At 72.2% G+C, this 14319-nt stretch carries 14 protein-coding genes; 4 read left to right on the top strand and 10 right to left on the bottom strand.

Annotated features, from left to right (window positions below):
- The first annotated feature begins 188 nt into the window (after positions 1 to 188).
- On the top strand, positions 189 to 1463 hold the full coding sequence (locus OIU81_RS05615; RefSeq protein ID WP_329144448.1) for a DUF4185 domain-containing protein: 1275 nt from the start codon (positions 189 to 191) through the stop codon (positions 1461 to 1463).
- A 36-nt stretch (positions 1464 to 1499) separates the two neighbouring features.
- Here the strand turns inward: OIU81_RS05615 and OIU81_RS05610 are convergent, their stop codons facing one another.
- From OIU81_RS05610 to OIU81_RS05595, 4 genes are all read right to left on the bottom strand, one after another.
- Entirely contained in the window at positions 1500 to 1901 is a 402-nt protein-coding gene (locus OIU81_RS05610) for a J-domain-containing protein (RefSeq protein WP_329144446.1), read from the bottom strand.
- A gap of 120 nt (positions 1902 to 2021) precedes the next feature.
- Entirely contained in the window at positions 2022 to 2669 is a 648-nt protein-coding gene (locus OIU81_RS05605; RefSeq protein ID WP_329144443.1) for a hypothetical protein, read from the bottom strand.
- On the bottom strand, positions 2666 to 4210 hold the full coding sequence (locus OIU81_RS05600; RefSeq protein WP_329154908.1) for a HAMP domain-containing sensor histidine kinase: 1545 nt from the start codon (positions 4208 to 4210) through the stop codon (positions 2666 to 2668). The genes OIU81_RS05605 and OIU81_RS05600 overlap by 4 nt, the downstream gene beginning before the upstream one ends.
- 32 nt (positions 4211 to 4242) lie before the next feature.
- Entirely contained in the window at positions 4243 to 4950 is a 708-nt protein-coding gene (locus OIU81_RS05595; RefSeq protein ID WP_329144441.1) for a response regulator transcription factor, read from the bottom strand.
- A gap of 159 nt (positions 4951 to 5109) precedes the next feature.
- Between OIU81_RS05595 and OIU81_RS05590 the strand changes: the two genes are divergently transcribed.
- Positions 5110 to 5886: a polysaccharide deacetylase family protein gene (locus OIU81_RS05590; RefSeq protein ID WP_329144439.1), complete on the top strand. Its 777-nt coding sequence runs from the start codon at positions 5110 to 5112 to the stop codon at positions 5884 to 5886.
- 138 nt (positions 5887 to 6024) lie between these two features.
- Here the strand turns inward: OIU81_RS05590 and OIU81_RS05585 are convergent, their stop codons facing one another.
- The 3 genes from OIU81_RS05585 to OIU81_RS05575 form a co-directional block, all read right to left on the bottom strand.
- The gene (locus tag OIU81_RS05585) at positions 6025 to 6438 is read right to left on the bottom strand and encodes an SsgA family sporulation/cell division regulator (RefSeq protein ID WP_329144437.1); all 414 of its coding nucleotides are present in this window, start codon (positions 6436 to 6438) and stop codon (positions 6025 to 6027) included.
- A gap of 211 nt (positions 6439 to 6649) precedes the next feature.
- Positions 6650 to 8329, bottom strand: coding sequence for a PH domain-containing protein (locus OIU81_RS05580; protein WP_329144435.1), 1680 nt, complete (start codon positions 8327 to 8329; stop codon positions 6650 to 6652).
- Positions 8326 to 8844 carry a PH domain-containing protein gene (locus OIU81_RS05575; RefSeq protein ID WP_329144433.1) on the bottom strand — a complete coding sequence of 173 codons (519 nt, stop codon included), beginning with the start codon at positions 8842 to 8844 and terminating at the stop codon, positions 8326 to 8328. The genes OIU81_RS05580 and OIU81_RS05575 overlap by 4 nt, the downstream gene beginning before the upstream one ends.
- A 145-nt stretch (positions 8845 to 8989) precedes the next feature.
- Between OIU81_RS05575 and OIU81_RS05570 the strand changes: the two genes are divergently transcribed.
- Positions 8990 to 9628, top strand: a complete 639-nt coding sequence (locus OIU81_RS05570; RefSeq protein WP_329144431.1) for a TetR/AcrR family transcriptional regulator — start codon at positions 8990 to 8992, stop codon at positions 9626 to 9628.
- 150 nt (positions 9629 to 9778) lie between these two features.
- Here OIU81_RS05570 and OIU81_RS05565 read toward each other — a convergent pair whose 3' ends face one another.
- The 3 genes from OIU81_RS05565 to OIU81_RS05555 all read right to left on the bottom strand — a co-directional run bounded on the left by OIU81_RS05565 (position 9779) and on the right by OIU81_RS05555 (position 13148).
- Positions 9779 to 10192, bottom strand: a complete 414-nt coding sequence (locus tag OIU81_RS05565) for an SsgA family sporulation/cell division regulator (protein ID WP_329144429.1) — start codon at positions 10190 to 10192, stop codon at positions 9779 to 9781.
- Between the two features lie 461 nt (positions 10193 to 10653).
- Positions 10654 to 11160 (bottom strand): MarR family winged helix-turn-helix transcriptional regulator, encoded by a 507-nt coding sequence (locus tag OIU81_RS05560; protein WP_329144427.1) that lies wholly within the window; start codon positions 11158 to 11160, stop codon positions 10654 to 10656.
- 83 nt (positions 11161 to 11243) lie between these two features.
- A complete protein-coding gene (locus tag OIU81_RS05555) occupies positions 11244 to 13148 on the bottom strand; it encodes an FUSC family protein (RefSeq protein WP_329144425.1) in 1905 nt (634 codons plus the stop codon).
- A 530-nt stretch (positions 13149 to 13678) separates the two neighbouring features.
- On the opposite strand from OIU81_RS05555, the gene OIU81_RS05550 reads away from it, so the two are divergent.
- Positions 13679 to 14296: a TetR/AcrR family transcriptional regulator gene (locus OIU81_RS05550; protein ID WP_329144423.1), complete on the top strand. Its 618-nt coding sequence runs from the start codon at positions 13679 to 13681 to the stop codon at positions 14294 to 14296.
- Positions 14297 to 14319: the final 23 nt, after the last annotated feature.

Raw genomic sequence — 14319 nt, 5'->3', positions numbered from 1 at the left:
GTTGACCATGAGTGGATCTTCCTGTTCTTACGCGAGAAGGGGCAGGTGGGACGGGTCGGCCGGATCGTGCGCCGTCGTCTTTTCCGGTACCCGACGCGCCTGCTCCGGCGCGGGCGCCCGGTTCACTACGGTGGGCGCGGCACCCTCCCCCGGGCTCGTAAGGAGCAGGGGACCCCCAGAGGAGCGCGATGCCCCAGGCGCCGATCCGCACCGCGGCCGCCGCCGGACTGCTTCTGCTCACCGCCGGAGCCGTCCGGCTGCTGCCGGGGCCCGCCGCCCCGGGCCCGCGCGCGGACTGCGCCGGACGCCGGATCGCCTCCTGGTCCGACGATTTCCGGCATACCGCGGAATTCACCCGTTACGGCAACGACAACACCCGCCTGGACGACTGGACCGGCGGCGACGGCACCCACTCGGTGCGCCTCCCCGACGGCCGCACCCTGTGGCTGTTCTCCGACACCTTCCTCGACCGGGTCCACGCACCGCCCGGCCCGCACGGCGAAAGTCACCACTGGCGCACCTCCGGCACCGGCGGTACGCCCTCCCTGCGGCACAACTCCGCCGTGGTGATGTCCCGTTCGGGCCGCCTGGAGCGCACCCTGACCGGCGGTGGGGCGGCCGCTCCCGGACCGCTCTTCCCCGACCCGCCGGGCGGCGGCCGGCGCTGGCCGGTCGGTGCGCGCGTGGAGCCCCGTGCGCCCGGCGCCACCAGGAAGGTCGTCCGCGTCCTGCTGTGGCACCGCACCCCCGGCACCGGGCCGTGGATCTTCGGCGAGCCGCGCGCCACCGAGGTGGCCACGCTCTCGCTCCCCGGACTGCGTCCGGAGGGCCTCACGCGGACCGTGGACCAGGCGGCCGTCCCGGACCCGGGACGGCGGGTCCTCTATGGTACGGCGGTGGTCCCCGCGGGCGGCTGGACGTATGTCTTCGGCGGCGACGATCCGCCGTCCTCACCTGCCTCCAGCGCCTTCCTCGCGAGGGTCCCGGCCGGGCGGCTGGCGGATCGCGGCAGCTGGCGGTTCTGGGACGGCGCCCGCTGGCAGCGCCGGGCCGGCCGGGCCGGGCCGGTGCTGCGGGGCGGCGGCCGGCGCGGCGTGGGCAGCGCCTTCACCGTGGTGCGCGACGGCCCGGCCTGGGTGCTGTTCACCATGGACACCGGCGGCGACGGCACGGCCGGGCTGCGGGCGGTCACCAGCTACTGGTCCTGTGCGCCGCAGGGCCCCTGGCACGGTCCGCACGGCCGTCTCACCCCACCCCGTCCGCCCGCCGCCGACCCGCGGTACGTCGCCGTCTACAACCCGCAGGCGCACCCCGAGTTCACCGCGGGCCGTGGGCTGCTGCTCAGCTATGACATCAACTGGCTCGGCCCGCCCGGCGTCCCGCCCGGCCCCCGGATCAACGGCGCGGTGGAGCTGTACCGGCCGCGGTTCCTGCGGGTACGGCCGGCGCCGGCCGGGCCGTGACGACGGGCGGGCCGGTGCGGCCCTCGCGCCCCGGCCTCAACCCCCGTGGTCCCGGCGCCAGGTGCGGGCCGCCTCCTCGATGTCGAACGGGACGAGGTGCAGCGGGGGGCCGTCGAGGGGCGCACGGAGTGCCGCGCGGATCCGCTCGTTGATCTCGGACAGGATGCGGCGCAGCGCGGCCTCGCCGGGCGCCGCGGCCGCGGCCTCCCGGGCGTCCTCGGCCTCCTTGCGCAGGACCAGGCTGGGCGGCAGGAAGGAGAGCTGCTCGCGGCGCATCTTCTCCTTGATCCACCACATCTCGTCGTACGGCCGGTCGAGGTGGGGGAGGGGCTTGCCGGCCCCCGTGAGCCCGTCGAAGGCGCCGCGCTCGGCGGCCTCGCGGATCTGCCGGTCCGCCCAGGTCTCGAAGCTGATACCGGGGGGTTTGCGCTCGGTCATCGTCAGCGTCTCCCGAGGATGCGGACGCCGGCCGAACCGCTCCGTCCGGCGTGCGGGGAAGGCGGAAGCCTGTCTTCACCGTAACGCGGGGCCCGGGCCCGGCGGGCGGTCCGCGGTGGTTCAGCCCGTCGGCTCCGATGTCCCGCCCGCCGCGTCGGTGCCGCCCGGGCCCCCTTCGGACGGCCGGGTGACGGAGGGAGTGGGCTCGACGACCGGGAAGACGTTGTTGCCGCCGCACACCATCGGGCCGATGCGGACGGACGTGCCGACGAGGGTCACCGGCACCCGGTCCGGCGGCTTGTTCCCGGGCACCCGGGCATTGGCCGCGGTGCACACCAGCTGGTTGAGCGAGGCGGAGTCCAGTAGCTTCACATTCATCGGCAGGCCGATCTCGACGCCGCCGTTGCGGGCCTCGGCGGTCAGTGGGCCGGGGAACTTCGGCAGCACGCTGGACAGACCCCGCATCCGTTCGGCGTGGTTCGGCCCGTCCAGCAGCAGCTTGATGGCCTGATCCGGGTCGGCCGGTGCCTTCGCCGGCCGGGTCGCGGAGCGCAGCCCGGAGGGGCCGTAGAAGAACAGCTGGACATCGGCCTCGGGCTGGCCCGGCGACTTCACGCCGCTGGCGGGCTCACCGGCGTCGATGACATCGGTGGGCGCGATACCGCAGCCGGCCAGCGCGGCGGTGAGGACACCGGCGAGCGCGACGCCCGGCAGATGGCGCCGGGCCCGCAGCGCACGCGGGACGTTCGGGACGGACGGGGTGTTCATACGTGGTGTGCCTTCCCGGCCACGGGACGTGCGTCGTCCCGGTCGTCCTCCGCGGCCGGCTCCGCGGCCGCCCCCGCGTCCTTCGGCAGCGCGGAGTCTTCCTCGTCGGCGGCCTCACCCGCCTCCTCGTGGCGCAGCGGCAGCTCCACCGTGAACACCGCACCGCCCTCGGGGGAATTGGCGGCGTGCAGGGTGCCGCCGTGCAGCCGGATGTTCTCCTGCGCGATGGCGAGCCCCAGGCCGCTGCCCTCCGAGCGGGCGCGGGCGGAGTCCGCCTTGTAGAAGCGGTCGAAGACATGCGGCAGGACCTCGGGGTCGATGCCGGGGCCGCTGTCGAAGATCTCGATCCGCAGCCGGTCCGCGTCCCGCTCCGGGGCGTGCAGCACCACCCGGACCGGCTCGCCGCCGTGATGCAGGGCGTTGCCGACGAGATTGGCGACCACCACATCCAGCCGCCGCGGATCGAGCCGGGCCCGGACGTCCGCCGGCAGATCCGCGGCCACCCGCTTCTGCCAGGCCCTGGCCTGCAGCGTCTTGCGGATGGTCTCGGCGACGTCCACCTCGTCCAGATGCAGGGCCGCGGCCCCCGCGTCGAAGCGTGACACCTCCATCAAGTCCTCCACCATCCGCGCCAGTTTCCCGGTCTCCTGGCTGATCAGCCGGACCGCGGAGGCGGTGTCGGGGTCCAGGGACCCGGCGTCCTCGTCGAGCACATCGGTCACCGCGGACATCGCCGCCAGCGGTGTGCGCAGCTCGTGCGAGACATCGGCAGCGAACCGCCGGGCGTTGGACTCCAGACGGCGCAACTCGGCCATGCTCTCCTCCAGCCGGGCTGCCATGTCGTTGAAGGTCCGGGACAGCTCGGCGAGTTCGTCGGCACCCTTGACCTCCAGCCGGGTGTCCAGCCTGCCCTCGGCGATCCGCCCGGCGGCCTGCCGCAGGCCGCGGACCGGCCGCAGCACCCCGCGCGCGGCCAGCAGCGCCAGGACCACGGTCAATACCAGCACCGGCACCACGCCCCGCTGGGCGGCGCTCACCAGCGCCTCGACATTGGACTCCTCGGCGCTCAGCGGCACCTGCGCATAGACGGACAGCGCGGAGGCCCGGCCGTCCGACTGCCGTACCGGCATCCCGATCAGCAGCCAGGGATCCCCGCCGCGGTCCACCCGCTGGAAGGCCGGCACATGCCGCTTCTCCACGGAGTCCTTGAGGCCGGCCGGTACCGTGAAGCCGCCCTGCAGACTGCTGTCGCCGCCGTCCGGCACCCCCCGGTAGTGCGCCGAGATGTCCCAGTCCCGTGACTTGCCCGAGCGCTCCAGCTGGACCCGGAAGAAGTCCAGGTCGGCCCGGGACGGCGGGGTCGGCAGCTCGGGGGCCAGCGAATTGACCTGTGCCCGCAGGTCGTTGACGGCGGTGTCCTGGGAGCGCTGGAGGATGGCGTTACGGGCCTCCTGGTAGGTCAGCAGGGCGGTGGTCAGCGCGCTGATGGCGGCCACCACCAGAAATCCGACGACGAGCCGGGCCCGCAGCCCGCGCAGCATGGTGCCGGTCGGTATCCGGCGGCCGAGGCGCTTCACAGCGGGCCGAAGCGGTAGCCGAAGCCGCGCACGGTCTGGACGTAACGGGGGCTGCGCGGGGTGTCCTCTATCTTCGTCCGCAGCCGCATGACACAGGCGTCCACCAGCCGCGCATCGCCGTGGTAACTGTGCTCCCACACCTGCTCCAGCAGCTGCTGGCGGCTGAAGACCTGCCCCGGAGTGGCGGACAGGAACAGCAGCAGCTTCATCTCCGAGGGGGCCAGCGCCAGGTCCTTGCCGGCCTTGCCCACGACCAGACCGGCCCGGTCTATGGCGAGTTCGCCATAGGTCTCGACGGGGGAGGGGCCCGGCTCGGCGGCGGCCGGCGCCCCGTCGGCGGGAAGAGCAGTACGGCGCAGCACCGCACGGATGCGTGCTTCGAGGACCTCACCGCGGGCCGGCTTGACGATGTAGTCGTCGGCCCCCGCCTCCAGTCCGAGCACCACGTCCAGATCGTCACCACGGGCGGTGAGCATGATGATCGGGAGCTGCCGCTCGGCGCGGATCAGCCGGCAGACCTCGAAGCCGTCCTTGCCGGGGAGCATCAGATCCAGCAGCACGATGTCGGGGCGGAAGCCCGGCAGGGCGTCGAGGCCCTCCTCGCCGCTGGCCGCGGCAGCCACTTCGTGGCCGCGCCGCCGCAGCGCGAGGGACACCCCGTCCCGTACGGCGGCGTCGTCCTCGATCAGAAGTACACGTGGCATGGGTCCAGTATCAATAATTTTCATGATGGATCCGTAACAGGAGCAGCCTCCCCGGCCTCCCGTGCATCTCTCGTGGTGCAGGTGGCGTGAGACGTACGGAAGAAGTATCCGCCGCCGACCGGTACGGACACGAGCACGGTGATGAGGGACGGGATCAGGATGGCACGGCGCTTCGGAGTTGAGGGCGGCATCATCGGAGTGACCGCGGCTGCGGTGGTATCGGTGGTGGTCGCGGGGGCACTTGCCTTCTCGAACGCCGGGGGAGGCTCCAAAGCGGAGGCGGACGACGTCGCGTCCGGCCAGAAGGCCAAGGGGGCGGGCGCTCCGGTCTCCTCCTCCATAGTCCACTCCTCGGACCGCCCCGGCCGTAGCCTGAACATCACCATCGACGACGGCCCGGACCCGACGTGGACCCCGAGGGTGCTCGACGTGCTGAAGAAGCACAACGTCAAAGCCGTCTTCTGCATGATCGGCCCGCAGGCCGCGGCCCACCCGGATCTGGTCAAGAAGGTGGTGGCCGCCGGCCACAAGCTCTGCGACCACACCATCAGCCACGACACCACCATGAACAAGAAGCCGGAGAGCTACCAGTCCAAGGAGATACTCGACGCCGAGAAGATGATCGAAAAGGCGGCGGGCGGTGCGCAGGTCGAGTACTACCGCGCCCCCGGCGGTGCGTTCACCCCCTACAGCCGGAAGCTGGCCGCGGACCGCGGGATGCGCCCGCTGGGCTGGAACGTCGACAGCAAGGACTTCGAGGGCGGCAGCGTCGAGACGATCGAGTCGACGGTGCGCCATGAACTCACGCTCCCCCACCACACGACCGTCCTGTTCCACGACGGCGGCGGCAACCGCTCCCGGACCGTCGACTCCCTGGACCGCCTGCTGCCGTGGATGCAGAGCCAGGGCTACGGGTTCGGCTTCCCGCAGCGCTGAGCGAGCGGCGTACGAAGGCACTCGGCGCAACAGGACCGAAGACTGATCGGGGCCGGACACCTTGAGGGGTGTCCGGCCCCGAGTGTGCAACGGCTGGGTGGCGTGGGCGGGTTGGGGGACCTGCATGGATCACCCGCCTTACGCCGCGCCGAACAGTTCCGCGAGGTCGCGCTCCATGCCGAGGTACGCCATTTCGCTGCCGGCGGGCACGGCCCGGTACGAGCGGGCGAGGAACCGCCGGACATCGGCGGTCTTCAACTGGAGTATGGCGATGCCCTCGTCCGAATGGAACTCCATCACCGTCCGGTCCGGACCGCAGGGCCGCACCCGCACATCGCCCCGGCCGGCGGGCGTCCGCAGCCCCTCCTGGAGCAGCTCCCGGGCGAACGCCCAGTCCACCCCGGTGCCGTCCAGCGAGATCTCCGGCGGGAACGACATCCGCACCGCCAGCGGGTCGGCGGGCTGGTAGTGCAGCACGGCGGGCGCGGGGTGCATGCGGGGAGAGGTGGCGACGAGACGGACCTGAACGGCTTGGTCGATGACGCGGTGCATCGCGCTGCTCCCTCACGGCTGTCGAATCACGGTGGCTCATCCAGTAGGACGATGCCGCCGCCCCCGTAGTGCACACGAGAGGTGTGTGAGGTATCTCATGTCGGCCGCTCTTGACCGGGGTCCGGGTGGGGAGGTGGGCGGCGAGCGCCGCGGTGTCCGGCGGGTGGTGGGCCGCCTCACCGGACCGACACCCACTGTCCCGCCGGGCCCCTCAGTGCAACCGCTGTTCCGGAAGGTGCCCCGGTTCCCCTGGGTGCACCAGGAACTCCTCCAGGATCCCCGGGGCCGCCGTCGCGGCGAAGCCGGGGGCCTCCTCGGCCGCGAGGTCCGGGATGCGATAGCCGTCGTCGCCGGCCGCGACCGCGGCGGTGAGTGCGACGAGGCCGGCCCGGCGAGTGAAGGGCGAGGTCGTGAACGTCCAGGCGGCGATGGCATCGCGCTGAAGGGCGAGGGTGTCACGGCTGATGGTGCCCGAGCGGGCGACCAGATACGGGCCGTCGACGCCGTGCCCCAGACTGCGGTACGCATCCCGGGCCAGCCACCGCACCAGCACCGTGCCGACCACCGCGTAGATCCAGGCGCAGTGCAGCAGGACGGGGGTGAACGCCGCGCCGAGACCGGCGAGGACGGTGGTGCCGGGCAGCACCACGAACAGCAGGCCGCGCACCCGCCGCCGGCGCAGGGCGACGCGGGGGTGCGAGGTCAGCGCGGCCGGCGAACCGTCGCCGGGGAACGGCGCCCGCAGGGCGCCGCCCGCCACCCGGAGCGCCTCCGTGCGGGGCGCGGGCGGCAGCAGACCGCTGCGCTTGCGGTTCTCCTCCCGGTTGCCCAGGCCGCCGGCCACCGCACGCACCGTCGCCCCGCCACCGGCCCGCAGCAGCAGCGGTTCGCGCAGCAACACCCCGCGCATCCGGGCCCGTTCGATGGTCACCGCGCGCGTGGTCAACAGTCCGCGGCGCACCCGCAGCGTGCGGGCGTCGGTCCACTCCAGGCAGTAGTTCCACCAGTTCTCGACGTACAGCACCACGGCGCCGACCGAGCCGAGAGCGAGGACGGCCAGCAGCACCGCCGGGACCGTCAACCAGAGTGCGCCGGCGCCGAGTTCGGTGAACGCCCGCCGGACGATGCCGAGTTTCCACGGCTCGATGCCGATGCCGTCCAGCACCCGGTAGGCCGACCCGGCCACCACGAACACCCCTCCGATGACCCAGAAGGTGAGCGGCGCATACCGCAGCCAGCGCCAGCTGATGCGCGCCACCACCGGGTCGTTCGCGGTCGCGTCGGCGTCGGCGTACGCGAGCAGCTCCGCCCGCAGCCGTTCCGCCTCGGGGACCGCGAGCGCCTCCAGCGACAGCTCCTTGCTGCCGTCACCCGAGCCCGCCGTACCGGCCCGCAGCACGGTGACGCCCAGCAGCCGGTGCAGCGGTGAGGCCGTCAGATCGACGGTACGGATCCGGTGCAGCGGCACACTGCGCAGCCGCCGGGTCAGCAGCCCGCTGCGGACATCGAACGTGCGGGCGCCGCTCGCGCGGTCACCGCCGGCGGCGTCGCCCGTCCCGCCGTCATGACTCCGGGGCGCGGCGATCCGGAACTCCGTACGGGCCCAGCGGATCAGGCCGATCGTGGTCACCACGGCGAACGAGACGGCGAGGGCGCCGAGGGTGAACCAGGCCTTGGCGGTGATCCGGCCACCGGTGGCCAGCGCCGTCAGCGCCATCGAGCCGAGAGGTGCGGCCAGCCAGCCGCAGTGCACCAGCAGCGTGCGCGGATCCAGCCGCCGCCACTCGCCCGTACCTCCGGCGGGGGCGCCGGTGCCCGAGGCGGCAGGGGTTGTGCCGGGGTGCGTGCCGGGCTGCGTATCGGGTGCACGCGGGTCCAGTGGCGCGCTCATGCGGCGTCACCCGGCACGTCCTGCGCGGCCTCGCCGATCCGCCGGGACAGCTCTTCGGCGTCCGCGTCGGACAGCCCCGCGATCTTGATGTCGCCCGCGGTCGAGGCGGTGGTGACGGTCACCGTCGCCAGCCCGTACCGCCGCTGAAGCGGGCCGCGCACGGTGTCCACCGTCTGCACCCGGCTCAGCGGCGCGATCCGCCGCTTCTGCCAGAACCAGCCGCCCGCCGCGTAGACCGCCCGCTCGCCCAGCTCCCAGGCGTGCACCGCGTACCGCCACCGCGGCATGACCGCGAGATAGCTCACGGCCGGCGCCACGAGCACGACCAGCAGCAACGGGCCCAGCCAGGGCAGTGCGCCGGGAAAGAAGAGGAGGGAGAGAACCGCCATGGTGAGCGCGATGAGCAGCATCGGGCCGCTGAGGGTCACCAGTGCCTGAAGCGTCCACCAGCGTCGGGCCCGGGGGTCGACGCGGTGGCGGGGCGGACGCAGCAGCGCCGCGGCGTGTTCGGGCATGAGGTCACCGGTTTCCAAGTCAAGCGTATTGAGTGGCGATACGTTATAACGGTACAAGCGACTTGTGAAAGTGGGCAGGGTTCCGCGAAGCCAGAACTCCCTGCAGGGGGCCACGTAGCGAAGTACCGAGCGTGGGAGGTCATCCGTGCCCAAGAAGGTGGACCACGAAGCCAGGCGCCAGGAGATCTCCGAGGCGCTGTGGCGGCTCGCGAGCGCCCGCGGGCTGGAGGGCGCGAGCCTGCGCGATGTCGCCGCGGAGGCCGGCATCTCGCTCGGCCGGTTGCAGCACTACTTCCGCTCCAAGGACGAGATGCTGCTCTTCGCCCTCCGGCACATCAACCGGCTCGCCGGGGACCGCATCCGCGAGCGCATCGAGGCACTGCCCGAGGAGCCGACGCCCCGCGAGGTGCTGCGCGCCTGCCTGTCGGGCATGCTGCCGCTGGACGAGAAGAGCCGCGTCGGAGTGCTGGTCGGCGCCGCCTACTTCGCCCGTGCCGCGTATGACGAGAGCCTGCGCGCCGAGGCCAAGAACGGCATCCCCCAGCTCCGTGCCTTGTTCGCCGACCAGCTGCGGCGCGCCGCGGAACGCGGCGAACTCCCCCCGGAACGCGCCACCGAGGACGAGGCGATGCTGCTCATCAGCATGGTCGACGGCCTGTCCACCTACGTCCTGCTCGATGTGCACGACGCCCGGACCGCGCTGCGACTGCTGGACCTGCATCTGGCGCAGCTCTTCGGGACGGACGGGGCTGCCGTCGGTGCGCCGGTGGCGGGCCGGGTCTGACCTTGCCGGGGTGGGGCGCGGGGTGAGGTGAAGGGGGCGGTTGATGCGGTGGGGGGCGGCGCGGCGCGGTGGTTGAGGTGGCGGGAGGGGCTGCCGCGGCGACGAACGCGCGGGTGCGCCGCCCGGTGCCGGCAGAGGGCCGGGGGCGGTCTACGCCTCGCGCAACAGCGCGGCGAGATCGGCCTCGACGTCCAGGTGGCCGGCCTCCTCGCCCTTGGCGACGATCCCGTACGACCGGGTCAGAAACGTCCGCAGCTCCAGCGCGTCGAACTGCACCACCGCCATGCCGCCGACCGCATGGAACTCGATGACCACCGCGTCGGAGTCGTACGGCCAGATCTGCACATCGCCCGCCCCCGCCGGTGTGTGCAGCCCCTCCTCCAGCAGATCCCGCCCGAACGTCCAGGCCACCTCCGCGCCGTCCAGCGACGCGGCGGGCGGGAAGACCAAGCGCACCGCGAACGGATCGGCACGGTCGTATCGCAGGTTCGCCGGAATCACCTGCGACCGGGGAGCGGTCGCGATGAGACGGGCCTGAACGGCTTGGTCGATGACGCTGGACATCGCCGGCTCCCTTGCATTCGTTGCGGACACTTGCGGCTTTGGCCACTAGGACGCACGGGATATCGCGCCAGTGCATTGGATTCCTGCGTGACTTGCATCACGGGCCTTCGAATGTACGTATATGCCCTCTTTGCTGGGGCCCGGTGGGTGCAATCGGCGCCCGGAAGCTCGATCTGACGGAGCTTCAGTGGCCTGAGTGTGGCCTGATCATGACCCCCGGAATGACGCCGAGGCGTGTCGTGTGGTGGCGCAGCTATGGGTGCGGATGGCGACCGGGGCGTGGCGCGGCGGCATTCCGGGGGAGGGGCCGGAGCTGCGTGCGTCCGGGACCGATCGCCAGTGGGGCCAGTGGGGCCAGTGGGGAGCTGGGCCGGGCGGCCCGTGGGCGAGGGCCCCCACGGCATGCATCGCCCGAGTGCGCCGGACTCCGGACTCTGGACTCGGGACCCGGGACCCGGGACTCAGTCCATCAGGCCGGCGAGCCGCCCCTCCAACACCACCAGCAACTCGCTCAGCGCCGCGGAGAGTTCCTCTTGCCGGTGGTCGTCGATGCCGCTGAGCAGCGCTGCCTCGTACCCCAGCTGTTCGGGCAGCAGCCGGTCGACGGTTTCGCGGCCCTCGTCGGTGAGCGAGAGGTGCGCGACCCGGCGGTCCCGGCCGTCGGGCCGGCGGGCTACCAGTCCCCGCTCCTCCAGCTGCCGTACGCGCTTGGTCACCGCGGCGCCGGAGGCGAAGGTCTCGCGGGCCACCCTCCCGGGGGTCAGCTCGCGGTCCATCCGGCGCAAGGTGCCGAGGATGTCGAACTCGGGACGGGTGAGTCCGGCCTTCCGCAGCGGCGCATCAGCCGCCTGCTGGAGCAGCGCGGAGCAGCGGTTGAGCCGCCCGATCACCGCCATCGGGCCGGTGTCCAGCCCGGGGTGCACCTGCTGCCACTGGCGCTGCACCCTCGCGACGATGTCCTCGGTCACCCGCACTCTCCTCTCGGTCCGGCCGTACGCCACCTCAATTGTGCCTGCCGCACGCTGTCGTCCGCCGGGCGGCACCGTGTGCGTCAGACGGCTGCCACCGGCACCGGGAGCCGGACGAGCAGCGCCAGCGTCCGGTGGCCCTGCTGCTGGGCATGGTCGATCCGTTCCTCCGGAAGGGCGCGCTGCCACCATTCACCGGACGCCACCTCCACGGCCTCACGGAGCTCGACCAGACAACCGGCCAGCCGGTCACGGGCCCAACCGGTCTCCCGCGCACCGTCCGTACCGCCCGCACTGTCCGTACCGCCCGCACCGGGCGCGGACCGCGCTGCGAGCAGCCGGGACGCCGCCGCTTCCGCGGCCGCGACCCGCTCCAAGGCGCTCTCGATACGGTCCGCGGCCCGTCGATTGGTGACCGCGACACAGCAGGCCAGACCCACCGCCGCGCCCACCACGGTGTCGATCCAGCGGTCGGCGATCAGCGCCCTCGCCGGCAGCTGACTGCCGAACCCGGAGAGCAGCAGGGCCAGTGGTGTGACACAGGTCGAGCCGAGCCAGTAGTTGCGGCTGATCCAGGCCTCCGCGCCGACCTGGCAGGCCAGCGCCAGCCCGATCATCGCGAGGTGCCCCAGGTGTATCAGCGGCAGCAACGCCGTATAGAGCAGCAGACCGAACAGATTCCCGAGGGTGCGCTGCAGCGCCCGCTGCCAGGTGAGGGTGGTGTTGGCCTGGTAGATCGAGGCGGCGGTGACCACGGCCCAGTACGGGTGCCCGACACCGAGAGCCATCGATGCCCAGCCCGCCAGCACACAACCGGCAGTGACCCGCGCACCGATCGGCAGCAGCGGAGACCCCGGCGTGAGCCGGGCGAGCACCGGCCGCACCCCGCGCGGATGACCGGGCGCGGGCCGCCGCACGCCGGACACCTCGCCTCCGACGCCCACCCCCTCCCCGTCCTGCCCGGCCGAGGCGACGGCCGCCACCTCCGGCAGCGGCCCTCCACCGCGCAGCTCACGGGCCCAGCCACTGAGCAGGTCGGCTTCGAGGTGCTGGAGGCGCCGGCCGAAGCCATGGTCAAAGTCGTCGTCGAAGCCCTGCCCGTAGTGCCGACCGTCATACGGCCCGGCCGCCCGCTCGGCCGCCCGCTCGGCCTCCCGTCCGGCTTCCTGCCCCACACTCCCCAGCACCGACTCGGCCCGCACCAGCAGCCGTTCGAGCCCTGCCCGGGCAGCGGCCTTCGCCGGGTTGTGTGCCGGGACCATGTACAACGTGTGCCAGGCGGCATTCACCGCGGCGGCGGTGGTATGCCGGGCGTCCGCCACCCCGGTCGGCCGCATGCCGTCGGCGCCCGGTTCCGCATGCAGCAGCCCCGCGGCTGCCTCCAGCGCGCGGGCGACGACGATCCGCTCGGGACCCTGCGGCCGCAGCAGTGCCGGAGCCATACAGATCAGCCAGGCCAGGATGCCGGCGCCGAGTGTCAGAGCGAGGTGCAAAGGCACCTGCCCGAGGTGCTGCGGCACAAAGAACGCCGACGCGGTGACGAACGTCAGGATGATGTTCCCCGGCGGCCCGATGCGGGTCGCCTCACAGACCGTCTTGTGGATCGCGGCGACCAGTGCGGCGAACACGACGAGCAGTGCGGTCGACGTGGTCAGCGACGCCGCGGTCAGCGCGACACCGAGGCTCGCCACCATTCCGAGGACCACCCACGGCAGGGTGCGGGCCCGGGCGGCATACGGCAGACCGTGCCCGTACAGGGCGCACAAGGCCCCGGCCGAGGTGTAGAGGATCAGGTCCAGCCGCCCCAGGGCGAACAGCGTGAGGTCCGGAACGGCCATCGCCACCAACGCCCCGACGGCCGACTTGTGCCAGATATCGCTGGGGCGACGCAGCCGCAGGGTGCCGCGGAGGGGCAACGGTCGGACCCGCACCGTGCTTCCCGGCCCGGTACGGCGGCTTTGCCCGAACGGCTTGCGATGCTTCCCCATACGAAAAAGATTAACAGGTGTTTCACTCGTAAAAGACATGCCTCTGGCCGGGAGGGGCCTGGGCGCTGTGCACCCGGCACTGGCGGAGCGGCCGCAGGGGGAGAAGCGGGTGGGGCGGGGGAGGCCGACAGGGAACGGGAGCCCCGGCAACGACGACAAGGAAGAGAGAGAAGCGGGCATCGCGAACAGGTACCGAAACCAGGGCCGGCGCATCCAAGGGGGCAGCGCAACGAAGGCGACAGCGCATCGAAAGGGCAGCGCATCGAGGAAGCCAACCCGGCGAAGAACGTGCGAGGCAACGGAGAGGAGGGTGACAGGGAGGAGTAGCAAGGCAGCAGGTATGTGCAGAAGCGGCGACGCGCAGAAGCGGCGACGCGAGAAGCGGCGTAGCGAGAACGGGCGTAGCAAGAAGGCAGAGTGAACCAGGGGAGGGGCGAAGCAAAGAAGAGAGCTGCCGAAGCAAAGAAGAGAGCTGCCGAAGTAAAGAAGACGGAACGCGACAGTGACGCCCGGGAAGCGACAATGGCTGGGTGTCAGCCGCCAAGAAGAAGACGACGACCGCGAACGCGTCCCCCGAGCGACGCCGCGAACTGCTCCACACCGCGGCGGAGGTCTTCGCCGCGCACGGCTACAACGCCACCACCGTCCGCCGTATCGCGGACGAGGCCGGGATGCTCGCGGGCAGCCTCTACTACCACTTCGATTCGAAGGAATCGATGCTGGACGAGATCTTGTCCAGCTTCCTCACCGAGTTGTGGGACGGCTATGACGCCGTACTCGCCGCCGGACTGGGCCCCCGGGAGACCATCGAAGCCCTGGTCACCGAGTCCTTCCGGGAAATCGACCGGCACCGTGCGGCCGTCGCCATCTACCAGAAGGAATCCAGGCACCTCGCCGCCCTGCCCCGCTTCGGCTATCTCACCGATTCCCAGCGGAAGTTCGAAAAGGCCTGGCTCGGCACACTGGAGCGCGGCGTGGCCGATGGAGTCTTCCGTGCCGACCTCGATATCCGGCTCACCTACCGCTTCGTCCGCGACACCGTCTGGGTCGCGGCGAGCTGGTACCGGCCGGGCGGACAACACAGCCCCGAGGAGATCGCCCGCCAGTACCTCTCCATGGTGTTGGACGGCATCGCCGCACGCGGGTGACGCCCCCCGGCGGGCGGCGGTGC

The sequence above is a fragment of the Streptomyces sp. NBC_01454 genome (assembly GCF_036227565.1).
Lineage (GTDB): Bacteria > Actinomycetota > Actinomycetes > Streptomycetales > Streptomycetaceae > Streptomyces.
The sequence above is the reverse complement of the archived record's forward strand: the minus strand, read 5'-3'. Positions and strand labels throughout refer to the sequence as shown.

Bases quoted from the DNA above. Each gene is read 5' to 3' on its own strand.
- OIU81_RS05615 (WP_329144448.1), top strand. From the start codon at position 189: ATGCCCCAGGCGCCGATCCGCACCGCGGCCGCCGCCGGACTGCTTCTG.
- OIU81_RS05610 (WP_329144446.1), bottom strand. From the start codon at position 1,901: ATGACCGAGCGCAAACCCCCCGGTATCAGCTTCGAGACCTGGGCGGAC.
- OIU81_RS05605 (WP_329144443.1), bottom strand. From the start codon at position 2,669: ATGAACACCCCGTCCGTCCCGAACGTCCCGCGTGCGCTGCGGGCCCGG.
- OIU81_RS05600 (WP_329154908.1), bottom strand. From the start codon at position 4,210: ATGCTGCGCGGGCTGCGGGCCCGGCTCGTCGTCGGATTTCTGGTGGTG.
- OIU81_RS05595 (WP_329144441.1), bottom strand. From the start codon at position 4,950: ATGCCACGTGTACTTCTGATCGAGGACGACGCCGCCGTACGGGACGGG.
- OIU81_RS05590 (WP_329144439.1), top strand. From the start codon at position 5,110: ATGGCACGGCGCTTCGGAGTTGAGGGCGGCATCATCGGAGTGACCGCG.
- OIU81_RS05585 (WP_329144437.1), bottom strand. From the start codon at position 6,438: ATGCACCGCGTCATCGACCAAGCCGTTCAGGTCCGTCTCGTCGCCACC.
- OIU81_RS05580 (WP_329144435.1), bottom strand. From the start codon at position 8,329: ATGAGCGCGCCACTGGACCCGCGTGCACCCGATACGCAGCCCGGCACG.
- OIU81_RS05575 (WP_329144433.1), bottom strand. From the start codon at position 8,844: ATGCCCGAACACGCCGCGGCGCTGCTGCGTCCGCCCCGCCACCGCGTC.
- OIU81_RS05565 (WP_329144429.1), bottom strand. From the start codon at position 10,192: ATGTCCAGCGTCATCGACCAAGCCGTTCAGGCCCGTCTCATCGCGACC.
- OIU81_RS05555 (WP_329144425.1), bottom strand. From the start codon at position 13,148: ATGGGGAAGCATCGCAAGCCGTTCGGGCAAAGCCGCCGTACCGGGCCG.